The sequence below is a fragment of the Mycetocola sp. CAN_C7 genome, assembly GCF_015752285.1.
GTDB lineage: Bacteria > Actinomycetota > Actinomycetes > Actinomycetales > Microbacteriaceae > Mycetocola_A.
The window spans coordinates 46,253-61,521 of sequence record NZ_JADOUY010000006.1 but is presented as its reverse complement, the minus strand read 5'-3'; the positions used below and the strand labels follow the sequence as shown (position 1 = coordinate 61,521).

General features: G+C 66.5%; 14 protein-coding genes. 5 read left to right on the top strand and 9 right to left on the bottom strand.

The genetic code is table 11. The annotated features are described in order from the left end of the window. Window positions 1-138 precede the first annotated feature (138 nt). Window positions 139-396, top strand: a complete 258-nt coding sequence (locus IWX78_RS13675) for a mycoredoxin (protein ID WP_196834119.1) — start codon at window positions 139-141, stop codon at window positions 394-396. Window positions 397-456: 60 nt separating this feature from the next. Continuing rightward, window positions 457-675 carry a hypothetical protein gene (locus tag IWX78_RS13670; RefSeq protein ID WP_196834117.1) on the top strand — a complete coding sequence of 73 codons (219 nt, stop codon included), beginning with the start codon at window positions 457-459 and terminating at the stop codon, window positions 673-675. Between the two features lie 14 nt (window positions 676-689). Here the strand turns inward: IWX78_RS13670 and IWX78_RS13665 are convergent, their stop codons facing one another. From IWX78_RS13665 to IWX78_RS13650, 4 genes are all read right to left on the bottom strand, one after another. After that, complete coding sequence (locus tag IWX78_RS13665) at window positions 690-1,049, bottom strand: DUF6804 family protein (protein WP_196834116.1); 360 nt, start codon at window positions 1,047-1,049, stop codon at window positions 690-692. A gap of 2 nt (window positions 1,050-1,051) precedes the next feature. Beyond that, complete coding sequence (locus IWX78_RS13660) at window positions 1,052-3,241, bottom strand: DEAD/DEAH box helicase (RefSeq protein WP_196834115.1); 2,190 nt, start codon at window positions 3,239-3,241, stop codon at window positions 1,052-1,054. Between the two features lie 185 nt (window positions 3,242-3,426). Continuing rightward, the gene (locus IWX78_RS13655; RefSeq protein ID WP_196834114.1) at window positions 3,427-5,655 is read right to left on the bottom strand and encodes a heavy metal translocating P-type ATPase; all 2,229 of its coding nucleotides are present in this window, start codon (window positions 5,653-5,655) and stop codon (window positions 3,427-3,429) included. 75 nt (window positions 5,656-5,730) lie between these two features. After that, window positions 5,731-6,729, bottom strand: coding sequence for a helix-turn-helix transcriptional regulator (locus IWX78_RS13650; protein ID WP_196834113.1), 999 nt, complete (start codon window positions 6,727-6,729; stop codon window positions 5,731-5,733). Window positions 6,730-6,791: 62 nt separating this feature from the next. Here IWX78_RS13650 and IWX78_RS13645 point away from each other — a divergent pair, with 62 nt between their 5' ends. Continuing rightward, window positions 6,792-7,820: an ABC transporter ATP-binding protein gene (locus IWX78_RS13645; protein ID WP_334684744.1), complete on the top strand. Its 1,029-nt coding sequence runs from the start codon at window positions 6,792-6,794 to the stop codon at window positions 7,818-7,820. Then, window positions 7,817-8,596: an ABC transporter permease gene (locus tag IWX78_RS13640; RefSeq protein WP_196834112.1), complete on the top strand. Its 780-nt coding sequence runs from the start codon at window positions 7,817-7,819 to the stop codon at window positions 8,594-8,596. The genes IWX78_RS13645 and IWX78_RS13640 overlap by 4 nt, the downstream gene beginning before the upstream one ends. Window positions 8,597-8,821: 225 nt before the next feature. Here IWX78_RS13640 and IWX78_RS13635 read toward each other — a convergent pair whose 3' ends face one another. The 5 genes from IWX78_RS13635 to IWX78_RS13615 all read right to left on the bottom strand — a co-directional run bounded on the left by IWX78_RS13635 (window position 8,822) and on the right by IWX78_RS13615 (window position 14,531). After that, the gene (locus tag IWX78_RS13635) at window positions 8,822-9,682 is read right to left on the bottom strand and encodes an aldehyde dehydrogenase family protein (RefSeq protein ID WP_196834111.1); all 861 of its coding nucleotides are present in this window, start codon (window positions 9,680-9,682) and stop codon (window positions 8,822-8,824) included. Then, a complete protein-coding gene (locus IWX78_RS13630) occupies window positions 9,679-11,196 on the bottom strand; it encodes an aldehyde dehydrogenase family protein (RefSeq protein WP_196834110.1) in 1,518 nt (505 codons plus the stop codon). The genes IWX78_RS13635 and IWX78_RS13630 overlap by 4 nt, the downstream gene beginning before the upstream one ends. Window positions 11,197-11,204: 8 nt before the next feature. Next, window positions 11,205-12,215 carry a deoxyribose-phosphate aldolase gene (deoC, locus tag IWX78_RS13625; protein ID WP_196834109.1) on the bottom strand — a complete coding sequence of 337 codons (1,011 nt, stop codon included), beginning with the start codon at window positions 12,213-12,215 and terminating at the stop codon, window positions 11,205-11,207. Window positions 12,216-12,240: 25 nt separating this feature from the next. After that, complete coding sequence (locus IWX78_RS13620; RefSeq protein ID WP_196834108.1) at window positions 12,241-13,203, bottom strand: sugar-binding transcriptional regulator; 963 nt, start codon at window positions 13,201-13,203, stop codon at window positions 12,241-12,243. Window positions 13,204-13,322: 119 nt separating this feature from the next. Further along, entirely contained in the window at window positions 13,323-14,531 is a 1,209-nt protein-coding gene (locus IWX78_RS13615) for an MFS transporter (protein WP_196834107.1), read from the bottom strand. A gap of 65 nt (window positions 14,532-14,596) precedes the next feature. On the opposite strand from IWX78_RS13615, the gene IWX78_RS13610 reads away from it, so the two are divergent. Then, window positions 14,597-15,268 carry a maleylpyruvate isomerase family mycothiol-dependent enzyme gene (locus IWX78_RS13610; RefSeq protein WP_196834106.1) on the top strand — a complete coding sequence of 224 codons (672 nt, stop codon included), beginning with the start codon at window positions 14,597-14,599 and terminating at the stop codon, window positions 15,266-15,268. The last annotated feature ends 1 nt before the right edge of the window (window position 15,269 follow it).

The following is a 15,269-nucleotide window of genomic DNA, read 5'->3' as shown; positions in this document are numbered from 1 at the left end:
GAGTTCCTCGTAATGGAGCCTGGGGGAATGAAAGGAGCAGCGTCGTTGCTGCATCGAGAATAGCGTGAGACGTGACCACTCTGCTGGCCACACCGATCCAGGCCCGATTTCCGAACTCTGAAGAAGGTTGCATCCCCTATGAATTTCGTCCCCGCCGACGGCACGATCACGATGTTCTCGACCACGTGGTGCGGCTACTGCAACCGGCTGAAGTCGCAGCTCGACAAGGCCGGCATCGGCTACACCGAGGTCAACATCGAAGAGGTACCGGGGACGGCTGAGTACGTGGCGAGCGTCAACGGCGGCAACCAGACGGTGCCGACGGTCGTGTACCCCGACGGAACGACGGCAACGAACCCGTCACTTCTCGCAGTGAAGGCGGCTCTCGGCGCCTAGTCGATCGACCCCGGGCGCAAGGGTGGAGCGGTATTCCTCACCGGGGCGTAGCCTCGAAGAATGACGAACGAGACTGACAGCCAGAACACCCCGAGCAACGATCCGCTCACGGACTTCACGATTCCGCAGGACGCCGACATCGTCGCTGACGACCCGGCTGGTGGCGAAACTGTCGCCGATGACACCGGCGAGCACGCTGACAAGGTCGCGGACGACCCGTCGGTGAAAGCAGACACCCCCGCAGAGGCAGAGGAACTGACGGCAGAACCCGGCGCGTAACCTCAGCGATCGCGTCAGCGTGCGCGCCGCACCTCGGCCTCGGGCGTCGGGACGCGGATCATCACCCCGGCCGCGACGAAGATGATCGGTGCAAGAAGTTGCGCCGACATCCAGCCCACGCCGCTCAGCCCGAGCGGGAAGATCGGGTTCCACAGCACGACGATGGGCACGAGAACGAAAAGCCACCACCACATGCGCGCCTGAATCGCGAACCACGCGACGATGACGGCAAGGATGGCGACGACGTAGTGAACGACGATGAACCAGGTGTTGTCGATCAGCGCGACTCCCACGAAGAGCACGATCGCAGCGAGGATGCCCGGGGCGAGCGCCGGGCGGGTGAAGCCCGGCTTCGCTGCGGCCGCTTTCGCCACCTCTACGCCTCCAGAGCGTCGCGCAGCAGCCCGATCAGCGCGTTGAGCTGCACCGAATCGCTCGACGTGACATCCTGATCGCTGCCGTCGAGAGCGCGAGCGGCCAGCCCGTGCTTGCTGTCGATGAGCTCGGCGATCTTCGCGTCGATGGTGTGGGCTGCGATGATCCGCCAGGCGGTCACCGGCTCTTCCTGCCCGATCCGGTGGACCCGGTCGATGGCCTGCGTCTGCTCGGCTGCAGTCCAGCTGAGCTCGGCGAGGACGACGTTCGACGCGGCCTGCAGGTTGAGGCCGACGCCCGCTGCGGTGAGCGAACAGACGGCGACAGCGACCTCAGGGTCGTTGTTGAACGCGTCGATGGCGAGCTGGCGCGCAGGGGTCGACTGGTCGCCTCGAATCGAGACGGTGCGCAGACCGCGACCGGCGAAGACCTGCTCCGCCGTATCCATGACGTCGATGTGCTTCGCGAAGAAGACCACCTTGCCGACGGAGTGGGCGAGCTGGGCGGTGTAGTCGGATGCGAGTACGGCCTTGGCCTGACCGATCTTGCGCACCATGGTGAACACATTCTCAGCACCGCCTGAGGCTTTGGCCTCGTCGAGCTCTCCCTGCGCGACAAGGCGCATGATGTCGGTGTCGGGTGCACCGGCGAACGACGCACGTTCGCCGCGGGCGTCGATGATCCGCCGGTATTTGGCCAGCAGCCGGGCACCGAGTTCGCGCTCAGCGTCGCGGATGGAGCGTCCGAGGTCGTCGTCGAGTTCGACCGGCATGTCTGCGATCATCTTCGACGGCAGGTCCTTGGCCACGTCGACCTTGCGTCGCCGAACGATGCCCATGTCGATGACGGCGCTGCGAGCCTCGGGATAGAACTCCCGATCGGCCGGAGTGAGTCCGGTCTCCTCGAGCTTCTCCATCAATGCCGGTGCTGGCTTGTCGCCCTGGGTCCAACCCAGGAACTGCCAGATGGCGTTGAAGTCCTCGACGTCGTTGATCAGGGGCGTTCCGGTGAGGGCCATGAGCAGCGGGTTGCCGCCAGGCGTCTGCTTGCGGATGCGGTTGGCGAGCGACAGCACATGCTGCGAACGCTGGGAGTGCATGTTCTTGATGAAGTGGGCTTCGTCGACGACCATGCCCTTGAACCCGAGAGTTCCGAGCCAGGCCAGGTGGCGATCGAGCACCTCGTAGTTGACGATGACGACATCGGCGAAGGCGTCGAGGTCGCGCCCGTCCCCGTGCACGACGGTGGCGCGCCGGTTCGGAGTCCAGCGTTCGACCTCACGAGCCCAGTTCATTTTGACCACGTTGGGGACGACCGCCAGGAGCGGGTAGGCGTTGGCGACGGATGCTGCAAGAACGGACTGAGCCGTCTTGCCGAGCCCGGGCTCGTCGGCGAGCAGGAAGGTGCGATGCCCATCCCGTACCGACTCGACGAAACGGGCCTGATGCCTCATGATTTCGAGGCTCTTCGGCGACAACCGGTCGATCTTCGGCGCCTCGGGAAGGTCCATGCTGGCCGCACGGCCTCCTGAACCCTGCTCGAAGGCCTTGTAGAGCGGGCCCATGAGCTCCCAGTTGCCGAGCCGTCCGCGGCTCGGTGCCTGCGGGAGGGGTTGGTCGAGGTCGGGGGCGAGGAACGGGTTGGCGAGCAGTCGGGACTTCACGGACTGCGGGATGACCTGCTTCTCCGCGAGTTCGGCCGGAACGACCGGTTCAACCGCGGGTTTGCTCGTCGTGATGATGAGTTCGTCTGGGCTGAGCTCAGCACCGGACTCGAGCAACCAGTCCCTGCGCAGTTTTTGCGCGACCGGCGTCGTGGCGGCATCCGCTTCGAGGAGGGTGATCAGAGACGTGTCGCGTGCCGCCGTCTTCGCGAGGATGGTGGCGACACCGTCGAGGCGCTTCAGCAACTCGACCCGAACGGCGTCGCTCATCTCTTTGTCTGCTTTGACCTTGGCGCGTTCCTCGCGGACGAGAAAGGCGATGACCTGGAACTTGGTCCGGTTGGTCGGACCGACCTTGCCCTTCTGGGCCTTCGCCTCGACCTCACGCACCTTGCGCGCGAGGATCGGGATGATGGGGGCTTCGTCGTCGTGGCGCGATCCGGACGATCGCGACTGAGAGCTGCGGGACCCCGAAGAGCCACGAGTGGTCTGGCGACCGGATGAACGGCGTGTACCGGTGTACGGCATGCTCCTCCTGAGCAGTCGAATGGCCAGGCGGATGCCGGTGGCCGAGACATGCGGGCGCTGGATCGATGGCCGATCAACGCTAATGACTCAGGCGGATCGACGCACCGGGAAAAGCGGGCGCACAGCCATTCTAGGGCATCGGAGCCCGCGGTTCCTGTGGAACTCGTCCCCGGCGTGGTGCGCGGTCAGGACCCGGTCCGGAAACGGCGCAGGCGAAGGCTGTTGAGCACGACGAAAACGCTCGAGAAGGCCATCGCCGCTCCGGCGACCATCGGGTTCAGCAGGCCGAAGGCGGCCAGGGGAAGAGCGGCGACGTTGTAGGCGAACGCCCAGAACAGGTTGCCCCTGATCGTGCCGAGTGTGCGGCGTGACAACACGATTGCGTCCGCGATGCCGCCGAGGTCGTTGCGCACGAGGGTGATGTCTGCGGCCGAGATGGCGGCATCCGATCCCGCACCCATCGCGATGCCCAGGTCGGCCGTCGCCAGAGCGACCGAGTCGTTCACGCCGTCTCCGACCATCGCGACACGCGACCCGGCCGCCTGCAGGCGGCGGATCTCCTGCGCTTTCTGCTCCGGAAGCACTTCGGCGATCACGCGGTCGATGCCGACAGCGGCAGCGACGCTCCTGGCGGCGCGCTCGTTGTCGCCGGTGAGGAGCACGGGGGTCAGTCCGATCGCCCGGAGGCGCGCGACGGCCGCGCGCGCTTCGGGTCGCGGGCGGTCGGAGACCTCGAGGACGCCGCGAACCTGGCCGTCCCAGCCGACCACGACAGCGGTCGACCCCGCGGCTTCGGCAGCCGTCACGACGGCGGCGAGGTCGGCGGGCAATGCGCAGCCGTGCTCGGCGGCGTAGCGGGGGCGCCCGACGACGACGGAAACTCCATCGACGATGCCCGTGACTCCGAGCCCCGCATCTGCAGTGAAGTCGGTGACGGGACGCAGCGCTCCCGCGTCTGCTCCGGCCACGATGGCTCTCGCCAGAGGATGCTCGGATGCCGCTTCGAGCGATGCGGCACGCAGCAGCGCTGCGGCGTCTGTCGCGGTTACCGATTCCAGGGTCATCAGCCCGGTCGTGAGGGTTCCTGTCTTGTCGAGCACCACGGTGTCGATGTCGCGCGATTGTTCGAGTGCTTCCGGGCCTGTGATGAGGATCCCGGATCGCGCGCCGCGACCCGTGCCAACGAGCAGCGCCACCGGAGTGGCCAGTCCGAGGGCACACGGGCAGGCGATGATGAGCACGGCGACGGCCGCAGTGAAGCCGGACGCCACCGGATTACCCGTCAGCACCCACGCGAGCAGTACGAGCGCGGAAAGCACGAGAACGACAGGAACAAACACCGCTGAGATGCGGTCTGCGAGACGCTGTACCTCCCCCTTGCCCAGCTGGGCGCCCTCGACGAGTCTGGCGATCTGGGCGAGCCGTGTTTCGCCGCCCACCCGGGTGGCTCGCACGCGAAGTCGGCCCCCTCGGGCGATCGTTGCGCCGGTGACGGTGTCCCCGGCGGCGACATCGACGGGCAGCGACTCCCCCGTCAGCATGCTCAGGTCGACGGCGGCTGCACCCGATTCGACGACACCGTCTGTTGCGATGGTCTCTCCTGGCCGCACGACGAAGAGATCGCCGACTGCGAGGTCTCCGATTGGAATGGTGACTTCGGATGCCGATCCGTCGCGCAGCACGGTGACGTCCTTCGCTCCGAGCTCGAGCAGCGCTCGAAGCGCGTCGCCGGCTGACCGCTTCGATCGGTGTTCGATGTAACGCCCGAGAAGCAGAAAGACGGTGACACCGGCGGCGACCTCCAGGTAGATGGAGCTTGTCGCATCGGCATCCGGCGTGAAGAGCCGGAATTCGTGGGTCATGCCCGTCATCCCGGCCGTGCCGAAGAAGAGTGCCCAGAGCGACCAGAGGAAGGCGGCGCCGGTGCCCAACGTGATGAGGGTGTCCATGGTCAGCGTGCCGTGGCGCAGATTGACAACGGTCGACCGGTGGAATGGGTAACCGCCCCAGACCACGACCGGGGCCGCAAGCGTGAGCGAGAGCCACTGCCAGTTGTCGAACTGCCAGGCGGGGACCATGGCCAGAAGGATGACGGGCAGGCTGAGGATGGCGCTGACGAGCAGGCGGGTCCGCAACCCGGTCCCCGGCGACCCGTCGGCCGGCGGCACGTCAGCACGCGTTTCGCCTGCTCGGGCGGGGTCCGGTTCGAGCGTTGCTGAGTACCCGGCCGATGCAACGGCGGCAAGCAGCTCGTCGGCAGAGATCGCGTCCGGGTAGCTGACCCGGGCTTTCTCGGTCGCCAGGTTGACCTCAGCTGTGACGCCATCGAGACGCGTGAGACGCTTCTCAACCCGGGCCACGCAGCTGGCGCAGGTCATTCCTGCGATGTCGAGTGTTGCGGTGTTCTCCGGCATGACGTCCTTTCGGCGCTTCGAGCGTCGACTCAACCATACCCCCCGGGGGTATCAAATTCAAACCGCCGTCGTGTGTCAGGGAACAGCGGCACCGGAAGTACCTGCCGTCGCGGGCGACGTGGCGCGGAGCATCCGCCTGGCTGCCTCGTCGACGAACCGAGAGAATTCCGGGTTTCCCTCGATGCGGTACTCGACCCCGTCTTCAACCCATGCCAGAGCCCCGATCATCGCCTCACAGGAGTCTCCGCCGATCGGCCACCTGGTCGCGTTTTCACCCTCGGCCGTTGCGCCTTCCGACCAGGGACCGAATCGGGTGGTCATCGCGTCGAGTGAAAGCTCCATCACCACATCCGCGGTCTGCCTGACCTCGTCGAGGGAGGAGACCGCGGCCTGGATGAACTCGGCCGCGTCCTCGGCCGGGAGGGTGCGTTCCGGCCCGCGAACCCTCGTATTGAAGAAGCGGCTCGTCCGGTCCACCCGGAACGTGCGCCACGCGTCGCGATCGAGGTCCCAGGCGACGAGAAACCAATACCGCGAGCTCGACACGATCGAATGCGGTTCGACCAGTCGCTCCGATTCTGCTCCGTTGCGAGCCTGGTAGTGAAACCGGATGCGGTCGCGGTCGCGGCAGGCGAGAGCGAGCTGGCCGAGCAGGTCTGCGGGCACACGGGGCACATCGGGGCGCCGCATCGGCTGGACGTCGGCGAGCGCATTGACCCGCCGGCGGAGCTCGGGCGGCAACAACTGTTCGAGCTTCGCCAGGGCGGTGAGCGCGGTGAGTTCGCCGTCGTCGATTCCTTCGGTCGCATACGACCGGAGTCCGATGGCGAGGGCGACCGCTTCATCGTCGGTGAGGAGAAGGGGAGGCATGTCTGCGCCGCCTTCGAGCTGGTATCCGCCGATCGATCCGCGGGTGGCTGTGACCGTGTATCCCAGCTCGCGCAGCCGCTCGATGTCGCGGCGGAGCGTGCGCGCGGTCACGCCCAGCCGCCCGGCCAGTTCGGGGCCGGGCCAGTGCCGGTGGGTCTGCAGGAGCGTCAGCAGTTCGAGGGCTCTCGAGGTGGTGTGAGACATGACCTCATTCTTCCTCGCAATGAGGACAGAAAACGACCTGTATGGCTTCTAACCTTGCTCCCATGACGAACGACACCATGATTTCAACGACGAACCTCACCAAACGGTTCCGGGTCAAAAAGACCACGACGGATGCCGTCACCGACCTCACCATCGACGTTCAGCGGGGCGAACTGGTCGCCTTCCTCGGTCCGAACGGAGCGGGAAAGTCGACCAGTCTCCGCATGCTCACCACCCTGCTGCCGCCGACCGAAGGAACGGCAACCGTCGCCGGATTCGACATCCAGCGCCAACCCGCAGACGTCCGTTCCCGGATCGGATACATCGGACAGGGCAACAGCGCCGGCCACAACCACCGGGTCAGGGACGAACTGCTCAGCCAGGGCGCGTTCTACGGCATGCCCCGGGCAGCGACCGTCGCGCGAGCCGACGAGCTGATCGAGTCCCTCGGTCTCGCCGGACTGGAAAAACGACCGGTCCTCGGACTCAGCGGCGGCCAGAAACGCCGGCTGGACATCGCCCTCGGCCTCGTCCACTCCCCCGAACTCCTCTTTCTCGACGAGCCGTCGACCGGGCTCGATCCGCAGAGCCGGGCGAACCTGTGGCAGCACATCCTCACCCTTCGCCGGGAACAGGGCACGACGATCTTCGTGACGACGCACTACCTCGAAGAGGCCGACCAGTTCGCCGAACGGGTTATGGTGATGGACTCGGGTCGCATGATCGCGGACGACACCGCACCTGCGCTGAAATCCAGACTCGCCGGGGACGTGATCACCCTCGGACTCAGCTCACCGTCCGAGGCGGGCCGCGCGGCGGAGCTCGTCCGGTCGCTTGTCACCGGCGCGACGACAGCCCCGGATGCTGCCGACCCGCTCAGCATCGACATCACCGTGGAGCACGGTGACGGACTGCTCCCCCGGCTGCTGCGCGATCTCGACGCCGCCGGGATTCCTGCGCGCACGGCATCCCTCCGCCAACCCACGCTCGACGATGTCTTTCTTGCGCTCACCGGCCGCAGCCTGCGCGACGACAGCGCCGCCAGCCCCGGCCCCGTGGCCCCGCTTCAGAATGCAGAGGTGTCCTCATGACCATCGCACTGTCTTCCACCCGTCCCCAGGTCGGTCGCGACACGTGGAACGTGTTTCGCCGGGAGCTCCAGCCCGTGCTGCACGACCCGTTCTCGCTGATTTTCAGCCTGCTTCAGCCTGTGGTGTTCCTCGGATTGTTCGGTCCGCTTCTGATCGGGTCGTCCGGCGAACCGGCACCCGTCGTTCTCGCCTGGTTCGTTCCCGGCATCCTCGTCATGGTCGCCCTCTTCGGAACCAGCGCCACCGGGTCGAACCTGCTGTACGAGATGCAGACGGGTTCGCACGAACGGACCCTCGTCGCGCCGATCGCGCGGTCGGCGTTACTCATCGGCCGGGCGCTCAAGGAGATGGTGCCGATCATCGTGCAGGCAACCGTCATCGCGTTGGTCACGATTCCATTCGGCTTCCGGCTGAACGTCGCAGGCCTCGTGGTGGCGCTCGTTCTGCTCGCGATCTTCGGCATGGGGTTCGGCGCGTTGAGCTATGCGCTCGCCCTCGCGAGTCGTGCAAAGGACTGGATGTTCTGGGCGGTCCAGCAGGCGCTGATCTTTCCGCTGATGATCCTCTCCGGGATGCTGCTTCCCATCGAGGAGGGGCCACAGTGGATGCAGGTGGCTGCGGCCTTCAACCCCATCAGTCACGTGGTGGCGGCGACGAGAGCCCTCTTCGCCGGGGACTTCGCCTCACCGGATGTGCTTGCGGGTTTCACCGCAGCAACCCTCCTCGCGATCGTGGGCCTCGCGGTCGGCATCACGGCAATGCGGCGCTCGCGCTAGCCCCGCACGAACGAGAAGGGCCGAGCCAGCGCGACGGTGTGGCAACCCGAAGGTTTGCCTCGCGCGAACGAGCACGATCGTCCAGCTGTGGGGCTGATGAGTGTCTGCGGGGTGTCGAGTTTTGAGTGCGTGGCGGGTCCGGAGGCCGCCAGCGGCCGGAGGGCCCGCTACGCACTCAGTGTCTGAGCTGAGGAGCAGACACTCATCAGCCCCACCCGGTAAAACCTAGATCAGGCTCTTCGTGTGCCAGACCGTCTTCGTCTCCGTCAACGCCGTGATCCGATCGAGGCTCGGTGCCGCAAGATCCGTCCCACCCTCGGGGCGGATCACGCGTTTCAGCGTCCCGGCCGCTGCGATCTCCAGGTCGACCCAGTCGAGCGCGGCGGCGCCGGTGAGGTCGATGGCGTTGACGTCGGCGTGCGATGCAAGCCACGGCGCGACTTCGGCTGATGATCCGGTGAGGATGTTCACGACGCCGCCGGGGACGTCGCTCGTTGCAAGCACCTCCGAGAGGCTGATCGCCGACAGCGGCAGTCGCTCAGAGGCGAGCACGACGACGGTGTTGCCCGCGACGAGAGCGGGTGCGACGACGCTGACGAGTCCGAGCAGCGACGAGTCCTGCGGCGCGACGATGGCGACGACTCCGGTCGGTTCAGGCACCGAGAGGTTGAAATACGGGCCGGACACCGGGTTCGCGTTGCCGGTGACCTGAACGTACTTGTCTGCCCAGCCGGCGTACCAGACCCAGCGGTCGATGGCCTCGTCGACCTGGCGGGTTGCCGCACCGGCCGACACCCCTTCGGACTGCACGATCTCGTCGATGAACTGCACCCGGCGACCTTCGAGAAGTTCGGCGATGCGGTACAGCACCTGGCCGCGGTTGTATGCGGTGGCGTTCGCCCAGCCAGACAGCGCTCCGCGTGCGGAAACGACCGCGTCTCGGGCATCCTTGCGGGATGCCTGAGCGGCGTTCGCGAGGAACGCGCCCTTCTTCGTCACGACTTCATACGTGCGACCGGACTCCGAGCGGGGAAACTTTCCGCCGATGTAGAGCTTGTAGGTCTTGGGAACGGCGAGGCGGCTCATTTGTCGCTTCCCTTCTGCGTCGTGAGAGCGGTGTCTGTGATGTCTGCGGAGGGCGCGGCGGTGACGGCGCGGGCCGAACCGGCCGGCTTGAGGTAAGCGGCGAGACCGTGGCGGCCTCCCTCGCGTCCGTAGCCTGACTCCTTGTATCCGCCGAACGGGCTGGCCGGGTCGAAGCGGTTGAACGTGTTCGCCCAGATCACGCCGGCGCGGAGCTTGTCCGCGACCGCGAGGATGCGGCTGCCCTTGTCGCTCCAGATGCCGGCAGACAGCCCGTATGGTGTGTTGTTCGCCTTGGCGATCGCTTCGGCCGGGGTACGGAAGGTGAGCACGGAGAGCACCGGTCCGAAGACCTCTTCGCGGGCGATCCGGTGGCTGGTCGACACGTTGGTGAAGATGGTCGGCGCGAACCAGAACCCGTCGGAGGGGAGTTCGCAGTCGGGGCTCCAGCGTTCGGCGCCTTCGCTCTCGCCGACGTCGCTCAGCGTCTTGATCCGCTCGAGCTGGGCCGCGGAGTTGATCGCGCCGATGTCGGTGTTCTTGTCGAGCGGGTCTCCGAGGCGCAGGGTCGAGAGTCGTTCCTTGAGCCGGTCGACGACCTCGTCGTGGATGTTCTCCTGCACGAGCAGTCGCGAGCCTGCGCAGCAGACGTGGCCCTGGTTGAAGAAGATGCCGTTGACGATGCCTTCGATGGCCTGGTCGATCGGCGCGTCATCGAAGACGATGTTCGCTGCTTTTCCGCCGAGTTCGAGGGTGACCCGCTTGTCTGTGCCTGCGATCGCCTTCGCGATTCCCCTGCCGACGTTCGTCGATCCGGTGAACGCGATCTTGTTGACGTCGGTGTGGTTGACGAGGGCTGATCCTGTTGCTCCTGCGCCGGTGATGATGTTGACGACGCCGGGAGGCAGGTCGGCCTGCTGAAGGATCTCAGCGAAGAGCAGCGCCGTGAGCGGCGTGGTCTCGGCCGGCTTGAGCACGACGGTGTTGCCTGCGGCGAGCGCCGGCGCGATCTTCCACGCGAGCATGAGCAGCGGGAAGTTCCACGGAATGATCTGCCCGGCGACTCCGAGGGACGCCGGGTTGGCGCCCGCTCCGGCGTAGTCGAGCTTGTCTGCCCAGCCGGCGTAGTAGAAGAACCACGCGGCGACCAGTGGCACGTCGACGTCGCGGCTCTCCTTGATGGGCTTGCCGTTGTCGAGGCTCTCGGCCACGGCGAGCTCACGGGCGCGCTCCTGCACGAGGCGGGCGATCCGGAAGAGGTACTTGCCTCGATCGGAACCGCTCATCCGTGACCAGGTCTTGTCGTATGCCTTGCGTGCGGCGGCGACGGCGCGGTCGACGTCCTCATCGTTGGCCGAGGCGATCGTGGTGATCGTCTTCTCGTTCGCTGGGGAGATCGTCGAGAACGGCGTGCCGTGTCCGTCGACGAATTCACCGTTGATGAAGAGGCCGTACTCGCTCTTCAGGTTGAGGATCGCGGTCGATTCAGGGGCTGGTGCGTAGTTGAGAAAGCTCATGGTGTTCCTTAATCGATCGTGACGTAGTCGGCGCCGGAGTAGTGCCCAGTCGACATCTTCTGCCTCTGGAGCAGGACGTCGTTGAGCAGGCTGGACGCACCGAAGCGGAACAGGTGCGGCTGGAGCCACTCCTCCCCAACGGTCTCGGCAACGGTCACGAGGTACTTGATGGCATCCTTCGATGTGCGGATGCCTCCTGCCGGCTTCACGCCGACCTTCTCGCCGGTGAGGCGGTGCCAGTCGCGCACGACCTCGAGCATGAGCAGTGTGACCGGCAGAGTGGCCGCCGGGGCGACCTTGCCCGTCGAGGTCTTGATGAAGTCGCCTCCGGCGAGGATCGCCAGCCACGACGCCCGTCGGACGTTGTCGTAGGTGTTGAGCTCCCCGGTTTCGAGGATGACCTTGAGGTGGGCGTAGGTACCGTCTGAGCGGCGGCAAGCTTCCTTCACCGCGACGATCTCGTCATACACCTGTCCGTAGCGGCCGGAGAGGAAGGCCCCTCGGTCGATGACCATGTCGATCTCGTCCGCACCGGCGTCGACGGCGTCTGCGGTGTCACTGAGCTTGATCGCAAGCGATGCACGGCCGGAGGGGAACGCCGTAGCAACGGCCGCGACGTTGATGCCGGAGTCAGTACCGGCCGAGTGGTGCGAGCCGAGTGCCTCGACGGCATACGGAACCATGTCGCCGTAGACGCACACCGCAGCGACACGGGGGGTCGACGGGTCGGAGGCATCAGGGGTGACCGCTTTGGCGACGAGCGAGCGCACCTTGCCCGGGGTGTCTGCACCCTCGAGCGTGGTCAGGTCGATGAGCTCGATGATCGTGTCCAGCGCCCATTTCTTGGAACTGGTCTTGATCGAGCGGGTACCGAGTCCTGCTGCCCGCTGCTCGAGCCCGACAGCGTCGACGCCGGGGATCCCCTCGAGGTAGCGACGCAGGCTCGCGTCGGTGACGGGGCCGTCGAAGAGCTCGAGGGCTGTCGGCCGTGGAACGACGGCCTTCTGGGTGTCTGTCATGGATTCCTCCTGTGCGGTGGCCGGTTCAGGCCGAAAATTCGGGATTCAACAAATCGAGGGCAGTGCCTTCGTCGGTGACGAGCACGGTGCAGAGACCGCTCGTGACGACCGCGCGTGCGACGGCGTGTTTGCCGTCACCGGCGATCACGGCGATGCTGGTCGACGCCTGCCGGAGGGCGTCGAGACCCAGGCCGACGGTGCGTTCGTCGAGTGACGGGTCGACGATCATTCCGGCGGCGTCGATGTAACGGCCGACGACGTCGCCGACGGCTCCACGACGGACGAGTTCGTCGACATCGGCGCTGGTGAGGTAGCCGCTCTCGACGAGGGCGGAATCCGCCCCGGCCACGCCGGCGCTGTAGAGATAGGCGGAGGCGTTCGCTGCCATGCTCAGCACCCCGGCGACCGTGCGATCGGATTCGATCGACTGCTTGGTTTCCAGACGTTCGAGGATCGCGGGGCTGGGAAGCAGGGTTGCCTGCCCGGATGCCTTGCGTGCGATCTCGAACGCGGTCGATGCTGCCGTCCCTGCGCGCTGGTTGACGCTCACGCCCCCGTTGATCTGCACGACGTTGACTCCCGTCGCCCAGCCGTCTGCGAGGTGGTCGGACACGTCGTGGAGGGTGCGGCCCCAGCTGATGCCGAGGGTGCGCGGCACGGGACGGAGGCTGGCGAGATAGTCGGCGGCACCCTGCGCGGCACGGGCTCGGAGGTCATCGGAGCCGTTGGTGCCTGCTGTCGGAACGACGATGGCGTCGGCGAGGCCGAAGCGCTCGGTCAGGGTGCGCTCGAGCGTGAGCCGGCGGGCGCGAGGGTGAACGATCTCGATCCGGATGAAACCCTTGTCCTTGGCCGAGGCGAGGAGCCTGCCGACCTTCCAGCGCGTGAGCTTGAGGATGGCACCGACTTCGTCCTGGGTCTTGTTCTCGTCGTAGTACAGCTCGGCTGCGCGAATGGAGAGGAGTTCGTCGTTGTCGATCGTTGTCACTGCGATTCCCTTTCCTCCGGCCGGATTCCAGCGTAGGTGGCGATGTTGCTCAAATCAACACTCGTAGGGCTTTCTGCTCATATGAGCAAGAGTGGCGCTGTCGCCGCCCCCGATGTTGGTCAGGCACCGTCCTCGAGTTTGCCGGATCGCGCGAGGACCGGGCCCGCTGCGGTGACCGCGAGGGCGAGCACAGCGAGGATGACGATCGGGAGCGTCCACCCTCCGCTGAGATCGTGCACGATCCCGACCGTGAGGGGGCCCAGCGCCCCGATGAGGTAGCCGACGCTCTGCACGAATCCGCTCAGCGCGATCGCCCCGTCGTGGGTGCGGGTGCGCAGGTTGATGAGCACGAGGGCGAGCGGGAAGAGCAGCGGGCCCAGCCCGATCAGCGCCACCCAGACGATCGTGAACGTCGAGGGGATGAGCAGGAGACCCGCGTATCCGCCGACGAACAGGGCGACGGCGAGATAGACGAGCCACGCGACGTTCTTCATCCTGCTTGCGACGATCGGGATGAGGAGCCCGGCCGGGAAACCCATCAGGGCGAAGACCGAGAGAAGCGCGCCTGCCGTCGCCTCATCCACCCCGGCGATGTCCTGCAGCATCGGTGGAAGCCACGCGAACATCGCGTATGCGCTCATCGATGACAGACCGAAAACGGATGCGAGCGCCCACGCCAGCGGGGAACGCCAGAGCCGTCTGACGACATCGGACCGTGCCTCTTCGACGTGTGGAGTGTCCCCGTTCCGCCGGCCCCGCACGAGAGCGCTGACCCAGGGGATGATCGCGACGAAACTGACGACAGCCCACATGCCGAGCGAGACCCGCCAGCCGGCGGCATCCGCCACCGGGACGACGACGAGCGGCGGAATGAAGGCGCTCACAGACATCATGGTGACGTAGAGAGTGGTGACGAGGGCGATCCGGTCGGGGAAGTACTTTTTCACCAGCGGCGGGAGAAGAACGTTGCCGACCCCGAGCCCGGCGAATGCTACCGCGCTGCCGAGAAGGAGCAGGCTCACATTGCCTGCGGCGCTGCGGAGCAGATGCCCGGCAAGAATCGCAACCAGCGCCACGACGAGCACCGGCTCGAGTCGCGCGCGCCGCACGAGCATCGGGGTGACGATACCGAAGACCGCGAAGCAGATCGGCGGGAGTGCTCCGACGACGCCGATCGCCAGCGGGCTCAGTGGAATCTCGTCCGACACCCGGCCGAGGATCGGCGAGAGGGCGCTGACCGCTGCCCTGAGGTTGGCTGCGACGAGGATGATGCCGACGAATGCGAGGAATCGCCCGGCCAGAAGGGGGCGTTCGAGGGCAGCGTTCACCGACCCAGCTTAGGCGGGCTTCGCCCTCTCGACCGGCCGAAGCCGACGCGCGTATGGTGGGGGGCATGTCGAAATCGCCGCTTCCGGAACGATCCGCGGCTCGTGGTGCCCGGATCGCCGACGCCATCGACGTCGTCTGTGATGAGCTCGACTCCCTGACCGCACAGCAATGGGCTGCCCCCAGCCTGTGCGACGGCTGGAGCGTGAAGGACACGATTGCCCACCTGGCCTGGCGGGTCGGCACACCGTCCGTTCGGCTCGCCGTCGACGTGATGCAGGCATCCATCGCCGGTCACCATCTGAACCCGATGGAATCGTTCGACGACATCGCTCGAGGGATCGCCGACAGCGGCGGGACAGACGAACTGAGGCGCCACCTGCGCGCTGTCGCCCGCGACAAGGCCGCCGGTCGTGGGCGTCGCAACCCCGGCGAACTTATCGAGGTGGTCGTTCACGGCTATGACGCCCTGCACCCTCTGGAGATCCGGCTCGGTTTCAGTGCCGAGACGACCCACCGGGTCGCCATCCTCAGCGCCGCACTGGCTTCACGATCGACCCGAGCGCTCCTTCGGCACCGCACCTTCGTCGCCGCCGACGCCGGATGGCAGATCGGGTCTGGCTCTGAGATCGTGGCGGACGCGGCCGGCATCATCCTCTTCCTGAACGGCCGCAAGGCGATGCAGCCGCCGTCGCGATCGATGATCTTCGCCCCAGCGCCGACCCCCGGCCTCGCCTGAG